This window comes from Streptomyces sp. NPDC001222 (genome assembly GCF_042896945.1).
GTDB classification, from domain to species: domain Bacteria; phylum Actinomycetota; class Actinomycetes; order Streptomycetales; family Streptomycetaceae; genus Streptomyces; species Streptomyces gibsoniae.
Genome location: NZ_JBIAXT010000021.1, coordinates 24,287 through 39,875, shown reverse-complemented (window position 1 = coordinate 39,875; position 15,589 = coordinate 24,287). Strand labels below are relative to the sequence as shown.

The window sequence follows — 15,589 nt, the reverse complement described above, 5'->3', positions numbered from 1 at the left end:
CCTTGTGGATCAGACGGAAGTGTTCATAACACGACACTCCGCACATAAGCAATGGACCGGGGCAGGCCAGGAGGCGCACGCGGGGTACCGCGCGCACCCTCGCACCGAGGGCCCCACACGCCGTCGCACGCCACGGCGCACACACAAGCGCATCACCCGCGCCCCCGCCTCGCATCCACCGACACGGAAATGGCCGGGCCCGGTCGCACGAAGGAGTGCGACCGGGCCCGGCCCTTGACGGAACGTCAGCAGCGAGCCGTCACAGCAGACCGTCCCACATCTGCTCCAGCAGCACCGACCACCAGCTGTCCGGCGAACCGAGCGCCGCCGGATCGAGCGCCGCCAACTGCGCCTGGAAGTCGACGGTCCAATGGCCCGCCTGCTCCTGGTTCAGCCCGTACCTCAGCCGCCACATCCGGCCGAGCAGCGCCAGACAGCGCACGAACTCCGGCAGCCCGGTGTTCACATACTGCGGCGGTACGGGAGCACCACCGGGCCCCGCCTCCACGGGCACCGCGACGATGTTCGCCGTGCCGTACTGCACACAGATCGCCTTGCCGAAGTCGCTGCCGACAACGAGATACGAGCCCGCGTCCGAGGCCGGCGGCAACCCGCGCTCCTGCGCCAGTTCGGCCAGCGTCGGCACCGGCCGACCCGGCTGGGCCTGCGCCCAGAAGAACGGGCCCATGTCGAGCGGCAGTCCCGCCACCATCAGAAGCTGCGCCACGATCGGCGGCACGCCCTGCCGGGAGACCGCGGCCTGCTCGAACCGGAAGATCCCCGGCCCGAAGGCGGCGGCCAGCTCCTGCGCGATGCCCTCCGGGGGGACCGGCGGCGCAGGCTGCACGGGCGGCAGCGGCGCACGCACCGGAGCCGGACGCGCCGGACCGTCCGCGACCTGATGCAACTCACCCTGATGTGCGAGCAGTTGCTGCATGCCCTGCTGACGCGAGGCATGGTCGGTGCCGTACGGGGCGATGCTCGCGATCCTGGCCTGCGGCCAGTTCTCCCGGATCATCCGCGCGCAGTAGGCACCCGGCAGCTCGCACGACTCCAGCTCCGTGTGCAGCTCCAGCACCTGGCCCGGCGGCACGTTCATGGCGCGCAGCTCATGGAAGATCTGCCACTCCGGGTGCGGGGTGCCCGGCGCCGAACGCCGGATCAGCTGCTGCTCCGAACCGTCCTGCGCGCGGTAGCGCAGGACGGCCTGGTAGCCGGGGCCCACGGTGGGCCTGCTCTGCGGATAGCCGTACGAGGGCCGCTGCCCGGGCACCGGCTGTCCCGGCACCGGCTGCGGAGCCCCCGGGGGCGGCGGGGGCGCACCCGGACCGCCCACGGGAGGACCGGCAAGCATGGTCTCGGCGTGGTGCACGGCACCGGGGGCGGGGGCACCGGACCGGTTGGGCGCGCCCGGCGGGTTCGGGGCGCCCGGGGCCGGAGGCACGCCCGGACCGTCCGGGAGCTGCGAGACGACTTGAGTGGGGGCGTAACCGCCCGCGGGAGCGCCCGGCGTGACAGCGGGCCGCGCCCCCGGCGCGCCAGGGGCGCTGGGCGGATGCGGCGCACCGCCGGCGCGCGGGGCCCGCGGCGGCGCCGCCTTGCTGGTCGCGGCGTCCGCGATGTCCTCGGCGTTCGGCGCCCGCCGCGGCCCGGGCGCGGACGGACCGACCGGAGGCTGCGGCACACCCGGAGGCGTAGGCGCACCGGGCACACCCGGCACGCCCGGAGCCGGAGGCACACCCGGAGGCTGCGGCCCACCGACCGGGGCGGGCCCCGGAGGCGGAGGCGGACCCTGCGGCCCACCCGGAGGCGTGGGCGCACCGGGCACACCCGAAGCCGTAGGCACACCCGGCACGCCCGGAGGCTGCGGCCCACCGACCGGGGCGGGCCCCGGAGGCGGAGGCGGACCCTGCGGCACACCCGAAGCCGGAGGCACACCCGGCACGCCCGGAGGCCGCGGCCCACCGACCGGGGCGGGCCCCGGAGGCGGAGGCGGACCCTGCGGCACACCCGAAGCCGGAGGCACACCCGGCACGCCCGAAGCCGGAGGCACACCCGGCGCGCCCGGCGCTCCCGGCGGCTGCGGCCCACCGACCGGGGCGGGCCCCGGAGGCGGAGGCGGACCCTGCGGCACACCCGAAGCCGTAGGCACACCCGGCGCGCCCGGCGCTCCCGGAGGCGCCGGCGTCTTGGAGGCCGCCGCGACCGAGAGGGCCGCCGCGGGCGGCACAGGCGGCGCGACCGGCGCCGCACCCCTGTCGGCGTCGCTCGGCTGCGGCGCGAACACGGTCTCCGGCAGCGGCACCGAACCGTCCTCGCCCGCCTCGGCGCTGGTGTCGGTCCCCGCCCACGGAGTCACCCCCGCGGACGCCACCGGCACCGCGTCCCGCACCTCGTCATCGCCGCCGGCCGCGGGCCACGACGCCGCGGACGCCGGACCCGCGCCCCCAGCGCCTCCCGACGTACCGGAGACATCCCGCGCACCCGCACCCGCACCCGTGGACGCGGGCGCAGGCGCGGAAGCCCCCGCCCCCGCCGGCCCCCCGCCGCCCAGTCGCTGCTCCGGAGTCCCCTTCCGGTCCGCCGCCTCCTCGCCCCACTCCGGCGGGGTCAACAGGAACGACGTCTGGTTCAGATCCGACCGGGCCGCCGGAGCCGGCGCCGGCTGCGCCGCCGTCTCCTTCGTCCCGTACTCCTCCTCGTAACGGCGGATCACCTCACCCACCGGCAGACCCGGCCACAGCGTCGCCTCGCCGCTGTCACGCGCGATGACGATCCGCTGCGCACCCCCGTCCGACCGCGGCCCGTCGGCCCGGTCCTCCGCCCACACCACGAAACCGAGCCCGAACTCCCGCACCCGCACCTCGCGATGCTGGTACGACGGGACGTCCCCGTTGATCCACTCCTCCGCGCGCTCCTGCGCCTGAGCGAAGGTCACCATCGTCCGAACTCACTCCCCTGCCTCGGACGCCGACGCCACCGGCACCGCACGCGCGAACCCGCCGTCCACCATCAGATTCGCCACCGTCTCCAACTCCGGCGGATTACCGGCGAGTCGCGACAGAAAGGCGTCGAAGTCGTCACCGCACGGCACCAACAGCCGCTCCACCCGCTCGGCGGGCGTCCACGAAGCGTCCACGTCACGCGCGTCGTCGTACGCACAGAACCAGACCGAACCGATCCGGTCGCCCTTCACCTTCACGGCCAGCAGACCGCCCTGCACAAAACCGACGCCCAGGTAGTCCTTGGTCAGATGGTCGCGCAGACACTTGTTCACGTACACCAGGTCGTTGACCGCCGCCTCGTCGCGCACCGTCAGGAACGGCTGGTCGACCAGCAGCCCCAAGTCCACGTCCAGCGCCGCGCCCACCGGCGCACAACCGCCCGCCGCCTTCAGGAACGACCGGTACGCGCCCGGCAGCCGATAGCCGAGATCCTCCTCGGCGCCCTGGACCTGCTGCTCGGTCACCGCCACCGCGGACTTCGGCAGCCCGAAGTGCGCCGGACGCTTCTCCTGCAACGGCCGCGTCCCCCGCTTGCCCTGGTCGACGGCCGCCGTCGCGATCCCGCCGTGGTGCCGCAGCAACGCCTTCACCTCGACCGGGACCAACTCCAGCCGGCGCGAGCCACGGACGTGATGCCACGTCCAGCCGTGCGGCGTCGCCACCGCCGGCGTCGCGTCCCACAGCTCATGCCCGGACAGCGCCAGCGCCGCGTTCGCCGACACATAGTCGGTCAGCCGCAACTCGTCGACGCCGAAACCCTCCGGAGGGTCCGCGATCTCCGCGACGGCACGGGCGTAGAACGAGAAGTCCGGATAGCCGTACGGGTCCACCCGCACCCCTCCCGGATGACGAGCGGCCCGGACCGGGTCCGGAAAGTGCACGACCTGCCCCGCGTAGGCCGCGTTGGGCGGTGCGGCGTGTCCCCCGGCCTGGCTGCCGGGAGGCACCCCCAGCCCGAGCCGACCTGTCGTCATGACGGTTGCCCCCTGCGGCGATCTGTCTGGCCTGTACGGCGGTGTCTTCACGGACATCGACAGCCTATGCGGTACGACGACACCGGTCACCGGGCCACCGGGCCACCCCGGCCGACCGGCCGCCGGTACCGTGACCAGCCGTCACCCGGCCGTGACCGTACGCCGAAGCCCTGGCGTGTCGTGCTGCCCCAGCTTCCGCACCCGGCACGGCATTTGGCAGTCTGTGTTCCCGCCGGGGGGATGCAAGGGAGGGGAAAAAGATCATGAACGCGACACAAACAGACACGTCAGGCGACCCACGTATCGGCTGGAGCTCCGCCGAGGCCGCCGTCGTCCCCACCCTGCTTCACCGCCGCGACGGCATACTCCCGACCGTCGCCGCCGCCCTCTCCGTCCGCGGCGCCACCCTCACCGGCACCGCCGCACGCGGCGACCAGCCCCCCGCCCTGCACCCGCTCGTCCAGGACTTCCTCGACAGCCTCACCAGCGGCCAGCGCGACCGCTTCACCGGACGGTGCGCCGAGGCGATCCTCATCTCCCGCCACATCACCGCCGCCGACGCCGACCGCAGCAAACGCGCCGCCCGCAAGCCGATGACCAACGGCGAGGCCCGCAAGGCCCTCAAACAGGCCAAACTCACCGCCCGCCGCATCCGCGAGGACGGCGACCCGCTGCACGGCAGCTTCGCCGCGCCCTGTCGCGCCTGCACCGCGCTCAGCAACCACTTCGGCGTACGCATCGTCGACCCCACGGCGCAGAGCTGACACTCCCCCGCCTCGACCCACCGCACACCACACACCGCACGACGGCGCACGCGCCGGTCCACGGCACTCGACGAACGAAGGGCAGATGCACGCCGACCGCTCCTCAAGCACACGTTTCCCCGTCCCCGTGGACGCCGCACTGCGCACGGCCGGCTGGCAACCCGGCCGATGGAACATAAAACAGGCCGAACTCTGGGCCGACACCCTGCGCGGCCACGCCTCACCGGCGGGCCACCGGCACGCGGTGTTCCCCGCGGCCGTCGAGGCATGGGCCGAATTCGGCGACCTCCACATCACCGCACAGGGCCCCGGACGCCAGCTCGCCCCGGCCACCCTCCACCTGGACCCCCTGCACGGCCTCCACATGGCCCGCACCCTCGGCGACCTCGGCCGCGCCCTCGACACCCAGGTCTGCCCGCTCGGCGAGGAGTCCGACAGCCGCGCCCTGCTCGCCATCGACACCGAGGGCCGCGTCTACTCCCTCGACCACACCGGCGACTGGTACCTGGGCCCCGACATCGACCACGGCCTCGCCACCCTGCTGACGGGCATCGAGCCGGTACGCCTCACCGCCGGGTGACCGCACACGCCGTGCGACTCGCGACGCGACCGGCCTGACGACACCCCGCTACGCCGCCGCCTGGGCCGGGATCACCGCCGACACCCGGAACCCGCCCGCGTCCGTCGGCCCCGACACGAACACCCCGCCCAGCGCGCTGACCCGCTCCTTCATGCCCACCAGGCCATTGCCCCCGCTGGGCAGCCGCACGGCCCGAGCCGACCCCGGCTCCGGCGGCGGCTCGTTCTCCACCTGCATCGCGATCTCCGCCGTACGGTGCGCGAGCCGCACATGCGTCTTCGCGCCCGCCGCGTGCTTGTGCACGTTGGTCAGCGCCTCCTGCACCACCCGGTACGCGGTCTGCTCGACCATCGGCGCATACAGCCGCACCTCACCCTCCACCGACAGGTTCACGACCATCCCGGCCGCGGCCGACTGCCCGATCAGCTCCTCCAACTCGGCAAGACACGGCCCCTCGGAGGACTCCTCGGCCACCCGCGACGCCGCTGCCGCGGCCGCCGCCCCCACGGCCGCCAACGGCACCGCGGACGGAGCGGCCCGCCCCACGGCACCCTCCCCCGTCCGCAGCACCCCGAGCATCTCCCGCAACTCGGTCAGCGCCTGTCGCCCCATGTCCCCGACCAGCGCGGCGTTCCGCACCGCCTTCTCCGGATCCTTCCGGGCCACGGCCTGCAACGCGGCGGCATGCACGACCATCAGGCTCACCCGGTGCGCCACGACGTCGTGCATCTCCCGGGCGATCCGGGTCCGCTCCTCGTTCCGCGCCCACTCGGCCCGCTCCTCCGCCCGCTCCGCGAGCAGCATCAACTCCCGCTCCAGCGAGTCGGCCCGCTCCCGCAGGCTCTCCATCAGCCGGCGCCGGGCACCGACGTACAGGCCGAGCAGCACCGGCGGAGCCGTCATACCGAGCGCCGTGGTGACGGACAGAAAGGGGATGAACCCCCCGGCGATCGACAGATCGCCCCGGACCACCCCCTGGTGCGCCCGCACATACGTCACGATGAACATCCCGAAGAACGACATGCCCGCGAGGGCGGCGGTGATCCGCCGCGGCAGCTCCGAGGCCGCCAGGGTGTACAACCCGACCACGCCCATCAGAAACCCCATCTGGGCGGGCGTGATCGCTACGGACACGAGGACGACGGCGACCGGCCACCGGCGCCGCAGCAGCAGGCTGAGACCGGCGAACAGCCCGAACACCATCCCCACAGGGACGAACATGCCGGCGTCCCGCGAGAACTGGACCCCCTCGATCGCGCACTCCATGGCGGACAGCGCGGCGAGCGATATGTCGAGCACGGCACTGCGCCACCGCCCCCACCACCAGGGGCCCTCCTCGGCCCCCGCGCGGACTTCCCCCGTCGTGGTCATGGCTCCAGCCTACGGGCGCGGAGCGGCGGTTTTCCGGTGAGTTTCCACGGCCGCGTCACACCACACTCCGTAATCAAACAGAAGCGAAACCGTCCGGAATCCCTCGAACTGCTGAATCGCACACCGTTCGACCCCGGAAGCCCGGATTCCACCCGAGGTTGTGCCCATGGCACACACACGGGGCAGGTACGCGGACTTCGAGGGCTTACGGGAGCGGGCGGTGGCGCTGCGCCGCGGGGGCCACAGCCTCCGGCAGATCCGCGACGAGCTGAAGATCTACGACAACGACATCCTCAACCAGCTGGTGAAGGGCGAGCCCCCACCGGCCTGGACGAAACGCCCGAACGCCAAGGACGACCTGCGCGCAAGGGCGAGGGAGCTACGACTGGAGGGCTGGACCTACGACCGGATCGAGGCGGAACTGGGATGCTCCCGGAGCTCGGTCTCCCTGTGGGTACGGGACCTGCCGAGGCCCGAGCCGCGCTTCACGCCGGAAGAGCAGCAGACGCTCATGCGCGAAGACCTGGCAAGGCGCCGCGCCGCGGAGGACGAAGAGCGCAAGAGGATCAGACTCGCCGCGGTCGGCGACATCGGGGAACTGACGGACCGCGAGCTCTTCGTGGCGGGGGTCGCGCTGTACTGGGCCGAAGGGTCGAAGAGCAAACCGTACGACCGGCGCGAGCGGGTCGTCTTCGTCAACAGCGACCCAGGGGTGATCCGGACCTACCTCGCCTGGCTCGACCTGCTCGAGGTGGACCGGGAACGCCTCGGCTTCCGGGTGCTCATCCACGAATCCGCAGATGTGGAAGCCGCGCAGCGCTACTGGGCCGACATCGCCGACGTCGACGTGTCGGTCTTCGCGAAGCCGACGCTCAAGAAGCACAACCCGAAGACGGTCCGGAAGAACATCGCCGACGACTACCACGGCTGCCTGGTCGTCCACGTGGCGAGGAGCGCCGGTCTGTACAACCGAATCGAGGGCTGGTGGGAGGGAATCGTGGCCCAAGCCCAGGCACGTCTCCGGTAAGGTCTGAAGCGCTGTCCCCCGTGGTGTAACTGGCAGCACACTGGTTTTTGGTACCAGCAGGACAAGGTTCGAATCCTTGCGGGGGAGCCACAGCGCACAAGCCCCAGGTTCGGGCCCTGACAGCACCGTCAGGGCCCGCTCTCATGTCCCCCCAGGAACACCCCGGTATCCTGCGGATGTCCACCCCACCCCATGAAGCCGAAGGGCATCCCCGTGAGCGCCATCCGCCCGGCCGCCGTCGTCGTTCTCGCAGCGGGTGAGGGCACCCGTATGAAGTCGGCCACACCCAAGGTCCTGCACGACATCTGCGGCCGTTCCCTCGTCGGACATGTACTCGCCGCCGCGCGCGAGTTGGAGCCCGAGAACCTCGTCGTAGTCGTGGGCCACGCCCGCGAGAAGGTCGGCGCCCACCTCGCCGAGATCGACCCCGGCGTGCGCACCGCGGTCCAGGCGGAGCAGAACGGCACCGGCCACGCCGTCCGGATGGGCCTGGAGCAGCTCGGCGGTTCCGTCGACGGCACGGTGGTCGTCGTGTGCGGAGACACCCCGCTGCTCACCGGCGAGACGCTCCGGCGCCTGGCCGGCACCCACCAGGAGGACGGCAACGCCGTCACGGTGCTCACCGCGGAGGTCCCCGACGCCACCGGCTACGGCCGTATCGTCCGGGACGGCTCCGGTGCCGTCACCGCCATCGTCGAGCACAAGGACGCCTCCGACACCCAGCGCGCGATCCGTGAGATCAACTCCGGTGTCTTCGCCTTCGACGGGCAGCTCCTCGCCGAGGCCCTGAAGCAGGTCAGGACGGACAACAGCCAGGGCGAGGAGTACCTGACCGACGTCCTCGGCATCCTGCGGTCGGCCGGGCACCGGGTCGGCGCGTCCGTCGCGGGCGACCACCGGGAGATCGCCGGCATCAACAACCGGGTGCAGCTGGCCGAGGCCCGCCGCATCCTCAACGACCGGCTGCTGACCGAGGCGATGCTGGCGGGCGTCACGGTCGTGGATCCGGCGACCACCTGGATCGATGTGACGGTGACCTTCGAGCAGGACGCGGTGGTGCAGCCGGGGACGCAGCTGATCGGTGCCACGCACATCGGCGAGGGGGCCGAGGTCGGGCCCAACTCGCGGCTGACGGACACCCGGGTGGGTGCGGGGGCGCGGGTGGACAACACCGTCTCCGACGGCGCGGTCGTGGGGCCGCAGGCGTCGGTGGGGCCGTACGCGTATCTCCGTCCGGGCACGCGTCTGGGGCTGAAGTCGAAGATCGGCACGTATGTGGAGACCAAGAACGCCGCGATCGGCGAGGGCACGAAGGTGCCGCATCTGTCGTACGTGGGCGACGCGACGATCGGTGAGTACACGAACATCGGTGCGGCCAGCGTCTTCGTGAACTATGACGGACAGGACAAACACCACACCACCGTGGGGTCCCACTGCCGTACCGGCTCGGACAACATGTTTGTGGCTCCTGTCACGGTCGGGGACGGCGCGTACACCGCCGCGGGGTCCGTGATCACCAAGGACGTGCCCCCCGGTTCGCTGGCCGTGGCCCGCGGCCAGCAGCGGAATATCGAGGGTTGGGTTGCCCGCAAGCGTCCGGGGAGCGCGGCCGCGAAGGCGGCCGAGGCGGCCTCCCGGGAACCGGATGGCGAAGACTGAGTGGAAACAGGTACGTCTGACACGGCGTACCGTGATAAGTGCACACCCTTACCCCACCAGCCGAGACAGCCGCTCGCGTCCCGCGGGGACGGCTGCGCAAGGCCTCTCGCACCGAGCCGAGAACACCTCTGAGGAGACAGTGCTGTGACCGGGATCAAGACGACCGGCAAGAAGAAGTTGATGTTCTTCTCCGGCCGCGCCCACCCCGAGCTTGCCGAGGAGGTCGCCCACCAGCTGGGTGTCGGGGTCGTCCCGACGAAGGCCTTCGACTTCGCGAACGGCGAGATCTACGTCCGCTACGAGGAGTCGGCGCGCGGTGCCGACTGCTTCCTGATCCAGAGCCACACGGCGCCGATCAACAAGTGGATCATGGAGCAGCTGATCATGATCGACGCGTTGAAGCGCGCGTCGGCCCGTTCCATCACGGTCATCGTGCCCTTCTACGGTTACGCGCGGCAGGACAAGAAGCACCGGGGACGTGAACCGATCTCGGCGCGCATGGTCGCGGACCTGATGAAGACGGCCGGCGCGGACCGCATCCTCACGGTGGATCTGCACACGGACCAGATCCAGGGCTTCTTCGACGGCCCGGTGGACCACCTGTTCGCGCTGCCGCTGCTGGCGGACTACGTGGGCCAGAAGGTGGACCGCGACAAGCTGACCGTGGTGTCGCCGGACGCGGGCCGGGTGCGGGTCGCCGACCGCTGGTGCGACCGTCTGGGTGCGCCGCTGGCCATCGTGCACAAGCGGCGCGACAAGGACGTGGCGAACCAGGTGACGGTGCACGAGGTCGTCGGTGATGTGAAGGGCCGCATCTGTGTCCTGGTCGACGACATGATCGACACGGGCGGCACGATCTGCGCGGCTGCGGACGCCCTGTTCGCGCACGGCGCGGAGGACGTGATCGTGACGGCCACCCACGGTGTGCTGTCGGGTCCGGCGGCGGACCGCCTGAAGAACTCGAAGGTGAGCGAGTTCGTGTTCACGAACACGCTGCCGACGCCGGGTGAGCTGGAGCTGGACAAGATCACGGTGCTGTCGATCGCGCCGACGATCGCGAGCGCGGTGCGCGAGGTGTTCGAGGACGGCTCGGTGACGAGCCTGTTCGACGAGCAGTGATCCTGTTCGGCCGGCGGTGACGCCGGCCGGTGATCCTTTTGGGTGCGGCCTCCCTCTCCGAGTAGACTGCTGAAGTTGCTCGGCGAGGGAGGCCGTACTCATGCGGTACGGCGGTCCGTAATCGACGCGCTCTTCGTAGCAGGCCGTTCGTGGCCGGGTGACCACGTCCGTTCTCTGATTTCTACGAGGAGTGAAGATGTCCGAGGTAAAGCTCGCCGCCCAGACGCGCACCGAGTTCGGCAAGGGTGCCGCGCGTCGTGTCCGCCGTGAGAACAAGGTTCCGGGTGTGCTGTACGGCCACGGTACCGAGCCGCTGCACCTGACGCTGCCGGGTCACGAGCTGCTGATGGCGCTGCGTACGCCGAACGTCCTGATCTCGCTGGACATCGACGGCAAGACCAACGAGCTGGCCATTCCGAAGGCTGTGCAGCGTGACCCGCTGAAGGGCTTCCTTGAGCACGTCGACCTGCTGCTGGTGAAGCGCGGCGAGAAGGTCACCGTCGAGATTCCGGTGCACACCGAGGGCGAGCTGGCTGCGGGTGGCAACCTGCTGGAGCACGTTCTGAACGCGCTGCCGGTCGAGGCCGAGGCCACGCACATCCCCGAGGCGCTCACCGTGTCGGTGGAGGGCCTGGAGGCCGGTGCCTCGGTCCTCGCCAAGGACATCACCCTCCCGAGCGGTGTGACGCTGGCCGTCGACGAGGACGCCGTCGTGCTGCAGGTCCTGGCCGCCCAGGCCGAGGAAGCGCCGGCCGAGGAGGCCGCGGGCGAAGAGGCCGCCGAGGCCTGATCCTCACCGTCATCGTTTCGTCAGCCGCTGTTCCCGGGAGGGGCAGCGGCTGGCGCGTATCAAGGAGACATGGACGTGACGACCGATGCGGGCGGTCCCTGGCTGATCGTGGGCCTCGGCAATCCGGGGCCTGATTATGCGATGAACCGGCACAACGTCGGGTTCATGGTGGCCGATCTGCTGGCCGGGCGGATCGGGGGGAAGTTCAAGCGGGCGGGCAAGGCGCAGGCGCAGGTCGTGGAGGGGCGGATCGGTCCGCCGGGGCCGGCGAACCGCCGGGTGATTCTGGCGAAGCCGATGTCGTACATGAACCTGTCGGGTGGCCCGGTGAACGCCCTGCGGGACTTCTACAAGGTGCCGGTGGGCAATGTCGTGGCGGTGCACGACGAGCTGGACATCGACTACGGGACGCTGCGGCTGAAGCTGGGCGGCGGCGACAACGGGCACAACGGGCTGAAGTCGATCACGAAGGCGATGGGCGCGGACTACCACCGGGTGCGGTTCGGGATCGGGCGTCCTCCGGGGCGTATGCAGGTCGCGGATTTCGTGCTGAAGGACTTCTCGTCGGCGGAGCGCAAGGAGCTGGACTACTTCGTGGACCGTGCGGCGGACGCGGTGGAGTGTCTGGTGATCGAGGGGCTGGAGCGGGCGCAAAGCACGTACAACTCCTGACTTGTCGGGGCGCCTGGCGGAGCCGGAGTTGACCAGGCGTGCGGGCATGGCCAAGGATCGCGGCCATGCCTTCTGCCGTCTCCTCCTCTCAGGGTGCCGTCGCGGTGCTGCGGTTCGGGCGGCTCGCGGTGATGGGTACGGTCGCCGCGTTGATCGTCGTCGCGGGTGTCTGGGGTTCGTGGGGCACCGCGCAGTACGTGATGCTGACCAAGGGCCGCGAGCAGGGCACGATGACGGTGGCCCGGTGCTCCGGCGACACGTGCAGTGGCCCGTATGTGCCGTCGACGGCGGGGTCGGCGGCCCGGAAGCGTGTCGTGATCGGCAACTCGGTGGCCGCGCGGCGGGGTGAGGTCCTCGCGGTGGCGGTGAAGCCGGAGTCCGACGAGGTGGTGCGGACGGGCCCGGCGGGCATGTTGTACGCCTGGCTTCCGCTGGCCGGTGCGCTGCTGCTGGCCTCGGTGGTGGTGGCCGGCGGGCTGCGGATGACGCGTACCGCCTGGGTGCTGGCGGGGACGGGGCTCGCGATGCTGACGGCGACGTTCTTCGCTCTGCAGTAGCCGACGTGGCAGGGCCTGTTGTGCTTGGGGCGGTGTCCCCCGTACGTCTTACGTCGTACGGGGGACACCGCCCCTGGCGTTGTGTGGTGCTGGTTCAGCCGGTGTTGCGCAGGCCGGCCGCCACGCCGTTGACCGTCAGCAGCAGGGCGCGGGAGAGCAGCGGGTCGGGTTCGGCGCCGCCGGCGGCGGCGTCGCGCTGGCGCTTGAGCAGGGCGACCTGGAGGTAGGAGATCGGGTCGAGGTAGGCGTCGCGGATGGCGAAGGTCTGCTTGAGGACGGGCTGGACGTCCAGCAGTTCGCTCTCGTCGGTGATCCGCAGGACCTCGCGGACGGTGAGCTCGTGTTCGGCCTGGATGGTCTCGAAGACGTGCTTGAGCTCGTCGGGTACGAGGGTGTCCACGTAGTGGCGGGCGATCCGCAGGTCGGTCTTCGCGAGGGTCATCTCGACGTTGGAGACGAAGTTGCGGAAGAAGTGCCACTGTTCGTGCATCTCGTGGAGCACGGTGTCGAGGCCCGCCTCGCGCAGTGCCTTGAGGCCGGAGCCGACGCCGTACCAGCCGGGGACGATCTGCCGGGACTGGGTCCAGCCGAAGACCCAGGGGATGGCGCGCAGTCCGTCGAGGCCGGCGCCGGAGTCGGGGCGCCGGGACGGGCGGGAGCCGAGGTGGAGGTCGGCGAGCTGGTCGACCGGGGTGGAGGCGAAGAAGTACGCGGGCAGGTCGGGGTCCTCGACCAGCCTGCGGTAGGCGGCGTGGGCGGCGTCGGAGACGACGTCCATCGCGGCGTCCCAGCGGGCGAGGGCCTCGTCGGACTGGCGGGGGGCGGTGTGCAGGGCGGATGCCTGCAGGGTGGCGGCGACGGTGAGTTCGAGGTTCTCGCGGGCGAGGGAGGGGATGAGGTACTTGTCGGAGATGACCTCGCCCTGCTCGGTGACCTTGATCTCGCCTTCGAGGGTGCCCCAGGGCTGGGCGAGGATCGCGTCGTGGGTGGGGCCGCCGCCGCGGCCGACGGTGCCGCCGCGGCCGTGGAACAGGCGCAGGCGTACCCCGTAGCGGTGGGCGACGTCGCGCAGCCGGCGCTGGGCGCGGTGGATCTCCCACTGGGAGGTGGTGATGCCGCCGAACTTGGAGGAGTCGCTGTAGCCGAGCATGACCTCCTGGACGTCGCCGCGCAGGGCGACGAGTCGGCGGTAGGAGGGGTCGGCGAGCATGTCCTCGAGGATGGTGTCGGCGGCCTTGAGCTCGTCGGTGGTCTCCAGGAGGGGGACGATGCCGATCTTCGCCCAGCCGGCGTGCAGGTCGACGAGGCCGGCCTCGCGGGCGAGGACGGCGGCGGCGAACACGTCGTCGGCGCCCTGGCACATGGAGATGATGTAGGACTCGATGACCTCGGGGCCGAAGACCTCCAGGGCCCGCTTGGCCGTCTCGAAGACGCCGAGGGTCTTGGCGCCGGCGGCGTCGAGGGGGGCGGGGGTGGGGGCGAGGGGCCGCCGGGAGCGGAGTTCCTTGGCGAGGAGCTTGTGCCGGTACTCGCGGGGCATGTCGTCGTAGCGCCAGGATTCCTCGCCGAGCCGGTCGAAGAGCTGGCCGAGCGCGTGGTGGTGGGCGTCGGCGTGTTCGCGGACGTCCATGGTGGCGAGCTGGAGGCCGAAGGCGGCCAGGGTGCGGATGGTGCGGGCGAGGTGGCCGTCCGCGAAGAGATGGCCGCGGTGGGTGCGCAGCGAGGTCTGGATGATCCGCAGGTCGCTGAGGAGTTCGGTGGTGCCGAGGTAGTCGCGTCCGGGCTGGTGCGTGGTGCCCTTGGCGAGGCGCTTCTTGGTGTTGACGAGCTTCTGGCGGATGCAGGTCGCCTTGAGCCGGTAGGGCTCCTCGGCGTTCAGGCGCTTGTAGCGGGGGCTGATGCCGGGCAGCCGGTCCAGGTCGGCCTGGAGGGACGCGAGGAGTTCCTCGGTGGCGCCGGTGTAGCGGATGGACTGGGAGAGCAGGCCGCGCAGTTCGTCGATCATCTCCAGCGCGTCGTTGATGCCGTGCTCGTGCTGGAGGATGAGGACGTCCCAGGTGACCTGAGGGGTCACGTTGGGGTTGCCGTCGCGGTCGCCGCCGATCCAGGTGCCGAAGGTGAGGGGGCGGGTCTCGTCGGGGAGCTTGACGCCGACGCGCTCCAGTTCGGCGGTGAGGTCCTCCAGGACGTCGCCGACGGCGCCGGCGTGGAGTTCGTCCAGGTAGTAGATGGCGTTGCGGGCCTCGTCGGCGGGTTCGGGCCGGACGACCCTGAGTTCGTCGGTCTGCCAGACGAGGTCGATGTTCTCGGCGAGGCGGGTGTCGTGGCGGCGGCGGTCGCTGTCGAGGACCGGCGTCTCCAGGAGGGTGGCGATGCGCCGCAGCTTGTTGAGGACCGAGCGGCGTGCCGCCTCCGTGGGGTGCGCGGTGAAGACCGGGCGCACGTTGAGGTTGCGGACTGTGTCGCGCACGTGGTCGTGGTCGGCGTCCTTGAGCCGGTCGGCGGTGCGGGCGAGGAGTCCGCCCTCGGCGGCGCGCTTGGCGCGCAGTTCGCGGCCGCGGTGGACCTGCTCGGCGACGTTGGCCAGGTGGAAGTAGGTGGAGAAGGCGCGCACCAGCTTGGCGGCGGTCTCCAGTTCGGTGCCGCGCAGCAGTTCCGCGGCGGCCTCTCCGTCCTCGCGGGTGAGCCGGCGGACTCGCTCGACCAGGTCCAGGAGTTCGGGGCCCTCCTGCCGGACGAGGGTCTCGCCGAGCAGATCACCCAGTCGGCGGATGTCGGCGCGCAACTCACTGCTGGTCGTCGTGGTCTGGTCGTCGGCACTGCTCACAGGTGCGGCTCCTTGCAGTGTTGAAGCTCGTCTGGGAGGGGACCCGGACGGGTGCCGCGCGGCGGGCGCCGCATACGGACCGGGCATCCGGGAAGAAAACAGAGCGGACCGCGCTGTCCGACCGATTCCAAGGATAGGTGTCCACGCGGACGCGCAGGCTCTTGGGCTCTTGCCGCTGAGCAACGCACTGCCATACTTACGTCGCCGTAGGTTACGGAACCGTAAGGTCTCCGGTCAGATCCCG

The 15,589-nt window shown here is 71.3% G+C and carries 12 protein-coding genes and 1 tRNA gene; 9 read left to right on the top strand and 4 right to left on the bottom strand.

Translation table 11 applies throughout. From position 1 onward, the window contains the following. Positions 1 to 259: 259 nt before the first annotated feature. Together ACFY2Z_RS25745 and ACFY2Z_RS25740 are read right to left on the bottom strand one after the other, a co-directional pair. On the bottom strand, positions 260 to 2,941 hold the full coding sequence (locus ACFY2Z_RS25745) for an SUKH-4 family immunity protein (RefSeq protein WP_390746465.1): 2,682 nt from the start codon (positions 2,939 to 2,941) through the stop codon (positions 260 to 262). A gap of 9 nt (positions 2,942 to 2,950) precedes the next feature. Continuing rightward, positions 2,951 to 3,979, bottom strand: coding sequence for an SMI1/KNR4 family protein (locus tag ACFY2Z_RS25740; protein ID WP_390746464.1), 1,029 nt, complete (start codon positions 3,977 to 3,979; stop codon positions 2,951 to 2,953). Between the two features lie 263 nt (positions 3,980 to 4,242). Here ACFY2Z_RS25740 and ACFY2Z_RS25735 point away from each other — a divergent pair, with 263 nt between their 5' ends. Both ACFY2Z_RS25735 and ACFY2Z_RS25730 read left to right on the top strand, forming a co-directional pair. Next, positions 4,243 to 4,743 carry a YwqJ-related putative deaminase gene (locus ACFY2Z_RS25735; protein WP_390746463.1) on the top strand — a complete coding sequence of 167 codons (501 nt, stop codon included), beginning with the start codon at positions 4,243 to 4,245 and terminating at the stop codon, positions 4,741 to 4,743. Positions 4,744 to 4,828: 85 nt separating this feature from the next. After that, entirely contained in the window at positions 4,829 to 5,323 is a 495-nt protein-coding gene (locus tag ACFY2Z_RS25730) for an SUKH-3 domain-containing protein (protein WP_390746462.1), read from the top strand. Between the two features lie 48 nt (positions 5,324 to 5,371). Here the strand turns inward: ACFY2Z_RS25730 and ACFY2Z_RS25725 are convergent, their stop codons facing one another. Beyond that, on the bottom strand, positions 5,372 to 6,694 hold the full coding sequence (locus ACFY2Z_RS25725; RefSeq protein ID WP_390746461.1) for a sensor histidine kinase: 1,323 nt from the start codon (positions 6,692 to 6,694) through the stop codon (positions 5,372 to 5,374). 166 nt (positions 6,695 to 6,860) lie between these two features. Here ACFY2Z_RS25725 and ACFY2Z_RS25720 point away from each other — a divergent pair, with 166 nt between their 5' ends. The 7 genes from ACFY2Z_RS25720 (at position 6,861) to ACFY2Z_RS25690 (ending at position 12,518) form a co-directional block, all read left to right on the top strand. Continuing rightward, positions 6,861 to 7,721, top strand: coding sequence for a hypothetical protein (locus ACFY2Z_RS25720; RefSeq protein ID WP_390746460.1), 861 nt, complete (start codon positions 6,861 to 6,863; stop codon positions 7,719 to 7,721). 14 nt (positions 7,722 to 7,735) lie between these two features. After that, positions 7,736 to 7,811, top strand: a tRNA-Gln gene (locus ACFY2Z_RS25715). A gap of 123 nt (positions 7,812 to 7,934) precedes the next feature. Continuing rightward, entirely contained in the window at positions 7,935 to 9,380 is a 1,446-nt protein-coding gene (gene glmU / locus ACFY2Z_RS25710) for a bifunctional UDP-N-acetylglucosamine diphosphorylase/glucosamine-1-phosphate N-acetyltransferase GlmU (RefSeq protein ID WP_390746459.1), read from the top strand. A gap of 144 nt (positions 9,381 to 9,524) precedes the next feature. After that, positions 9,525 to 10,499 (top strand): ribose-phosphate diphosphokinase, encoded by a 975-nt coding sequence (locus ACFY2Z_RS25705; RefSeq protein ID WP_390746458.1) that lies wholly within the window; start codon positions 9,525 to 9,527, stop codon positions 10,497 to 10,499. A 196-nt stretch (positions 10,500 to 10,695) separates the two neighbouring features. Then, a complete protein-coding gene (locus ACFY2Z_RS25700; RefSeq protein WP_390746457.1) occupies positions 10,696 to 11,289 on the top strand; it encodes a 50S ribosomal protein L25/general stress protein Ctc in 594 nt (197 codons plus the stop codon). Positions 11,290 to 11,358: 69 nt separating this feature from the next. Continuing rightward, positions 11,359 to 11,961 carry an aminoacyl-tRNA hydrolase gene (gene pth / locus ACFY2Z_RS25695; protein WP_311697569.1) on the top strand — a complete coding sequence of 201 codons (603 nt, stop codon included), beginning with the start codon at positions 11,359 to 11,361 and terminating at the stop codon, positions 11,959 to 11,961. A gap of 65 nt (positions 11,962 to 12,026) precedes the next feature. Further along, positions 12,027 to 12,518: a hypothetical protein gene (locus ACFY2Z_RS25690; RefSeq protein ID WP_390746456.1), complete on the top strand. Its 492-nt coding sequence runs from the start codon at positions 12,027 to 12,029 to the stop codon at positions 12,516 to 12,518. A gap of 94 nt (positions 12,519 to 12,612) precedes the next feature. Here ACFY2Z_RS25690 and ppc read toward each other — a convergent pair whose 3' ends face one another. Next, positions 12,613 to 15,345 carry a phosphoenolpyruvate carboxylase gene (ppc, locus tag ACFY2Z_RS25685; protein ID WP_390746455.1) on the bottom strand — a complete coding sequence of 911 codons (2,733 nt, stop codon included), beginning with the start codon at positions 15,343 to 15,345 and terminating at the stop codon, positions 12,613 to 12,615. Positions 15,346 to 15,589 lie beyond the last annotated feature (244 nt).

What these genes read in the sequence shown, in the direction of transcription:
- pth (WP_311697569.1), top strand. Translation starts at nt 11,359, where the DNA reads ATGGACGTGACGACCGATGCGGGCGGTCCCTGGCTGATCGTGGGCCTC.
- ACFY2Z_RS25730 (WP_390746462.1), top strand. Translation starts at nt 4,829, where the DNA reads ATGCACGCCGACCGCTCCTCAAGCACACGTTTCCCCGTCCCCGTGGAC.
- ACFY2Z_RS25690 (WP_390746456.1), top strand. Translation starts at nt 12,027, where the DNA reads ATGCCTTCTGCCGTCTCCTCCTCTCAGGGTGCCGTCGCGGTGCTGCGG.
- ACFY2Z_RS25735 (WP_390746463.1), top strand. Translation starts at nt 4,243, where the DNA reads ATGAACGCGACACAAACAGACACGTCAGGCGACCCACGTATCGGCTGG.
- ACFY2Z_RS25720 (WP_390746460.1), top strand. Translation starts at nt 6,861, where the DNA reads ATGGCACACACACGGGGCAGGTACGCGGACTTCGAGGGCTTACGGGAG.
- ACFY2Z_RS25700 (WP_390746457.1), top strand. Translation starts at nt 10,696, where the DNA reads ATGTCCGAGGTAAAGCTCGCCGCCCAGACGCGCACCGAGTTCGGCAAG.
- ACFY2Z_RS25725 (WP_390746461.1), bottom strand. Translation starts at nt 6,694, where the DNA reads ATGACCACGACGGGGGAAGTCCGCGCGGGGGCCGAGGAGGGCCCCTGG.
- ACFY2Z_RS25740 (WP_390746464.1), bottom strand. Translation starts at nt 3,979, where the DNA reads ATGACGACAGGTCGGCTCGGGCTGGGGGTGCCTCCCGGCAGCCAGGCC.
- ACFY2Z_RS25745 (WP_390746465.1), bottom strand. Translation starts at nt 2,941, where the DNA reads ATGGTGACCTTCGCTCAGGCGCAGGAGCGCGCGGAGGAGTGGATCAAC.